The organism is Streptomyces sp. NPDC006265, assembly GCF_040613555.1.
Classification (GTDB): Bacteria; Actinomycetota; Actinomycetes; order Streptomycetales; family Streptomycetaceae; genus Streptomyces.
Window position 1 is genome coordinate 1 of record NZ_JBEXSH010001344.1, and the last position, 1,611, is coordinate 1,611.

Annotated in this window: 1 protein-coding gene and 1 pseudogene; both read left to right on the top strand. The window is 73.5% G+C overall.

Annotated elements, in window-relative coordinates; all coding sequences use genetic code 11:
* On the top strand, window positions 1-1,276 hold a 1,276-nt coding region (locus tag ABZ281_RS48670; protein WP_356665191.1), incomplete at its 5' end, for an AAA family ATPase.
* Window positions 1,273-1,611 (top strand): annotated as a pseudogene (locus ABZ281_RS48675) (serine protease); the annotation flags it as partial. The gene ABZ281_RS48670 and the pseudogene ABZ281_RS48675, both read left to right, overlap by 4 nt.

Below are 1,611 nucleotides of genomic sequence, written 5' to 3' on the forward strand. Positions count from 1 at the left end.
CAGTTCGGTGACGGCCTCGCCCAGCGGCGGCGGGGACAGCTCGATGAAGCCGCCCGCGACGGGCAGTTCGGGGTGCCGGGCCGGCTACTCCCGGGAGATGGAGTCCTTCCTCGGCTCCAACCCCGGCCTGGCGTCCCGCTTCTCGCGAACCGTCGAGTTCGAGAACTACTCGGTGCCCGAACTGGTGGCGATCATGGAGAACATGTGCGCCCAGCACCAGTACGAACTGGGCGAGGGCACCGCGGACGCGCTGGCGGCGCACTTCGAGACCATGCCGCGGGACTCCGGATTCGGCAACGGCCGTGCCGCACGCGGGGTGTTCGAGGAGATGGTGGACCGGCAGGCGGTCCGCCTCGCCTCCCTGGCGCAGGTCGGCGAACGCGACCTCAGGCTGCTGCTGCCGGAGGACGTCTCCGCCACCGCCGCCGGGCAGGCCGCCCAGGACGCCGCCCCCGACGACGACCCGCTGACCCGTCTCGGCGACATGGTGGGCCTCGCCGAGGCCAAGCGCGACGTCGCCGACCTGGTCAACCTCATCACCACGGCCCGCCACCGCGCCGCCGCCGGACTTCCGGTGCCCTCGCTCAGCCACCACCTGGTCTTCACCGGCCCGCCCGGCACCGGCAAGACCACCGTCGCCCGCCTCTACGGCGAGATCCTCACGCAGCTCGGCATCCTCCAGCGGGGCCAGCTGATCGAGGCGGCCCGCGCCGACCTGGTCGGGCGCTATATCGGCCACACCGCCCAGCTCACCCGTGAGGTCTTCGAACGCGCTCGCGGCGGCGTGCTGTTCATCGACGAGGCGTACACCCTCACCCCGCGCGGCGGCGGCGCCGACTTCGGCCAGGAGGCGGTGGACACCCTGCTGAAGCTGATGGAGGACCACCGTGAGGAGGTCGTCGTCATCGTCGCCGGCTACACCGACGAGATGGAACGCTTCCTCGCCTCCAACCCGGGCCTGTCGTCGCGGTTCCCGCGCCGGGTCGCCTTCGCCGACTACTCCTCCGAGGAACTGGTCACCATCGTGCGCTCCCAGGCCGCGGGCATGGGCTACGAGTGCGGCCCCGGCACCGGCGCCCTGCTCAAGGAGTACTTCGAGGCGCTGCCCCGGGACCGGTCCTTCGGCAACGCGCGTCTGGCCCGCCAGGTCGTCGAGTCGATGATCACCCGCCAGGCGGGGCGGCTCAGTTCGCTGGCCGCACCCACCCTCGACGACCTGCGCATCCTCCTGCCCGAGGACATCGTCGCCGCGGCACCGAAGGGGGCGGGCCGATGAGGCGGCCCGCCCGCGCGGCCGGCCGCCTGGCCGCCGGCGCCGGTCTCGCCGCCGCCCTGCTGCTGCCCACGGCCGCTCCCGCCCTCGCGGCGGCCCCCGCGCGTGTGCCGGCGGCCGACGGTGCCAAGGGCCAGAAACTGCCCGGCATGCCCTCCGCGTTCGACCCGGACGCGACGGAGGTGACCTGTACGCCCGCCTCCCGGGAGAAGGCGAAGAAGCAGGACTGGTCACGCCAGCGCCTCGACCTGGACCGGCTGCACCGGCACGGCACCGGCGCGGGTGTGACCGTCGCCCTGATCAGCACCGGTATCGCACCCGGCGCCGCCGGACTCGAC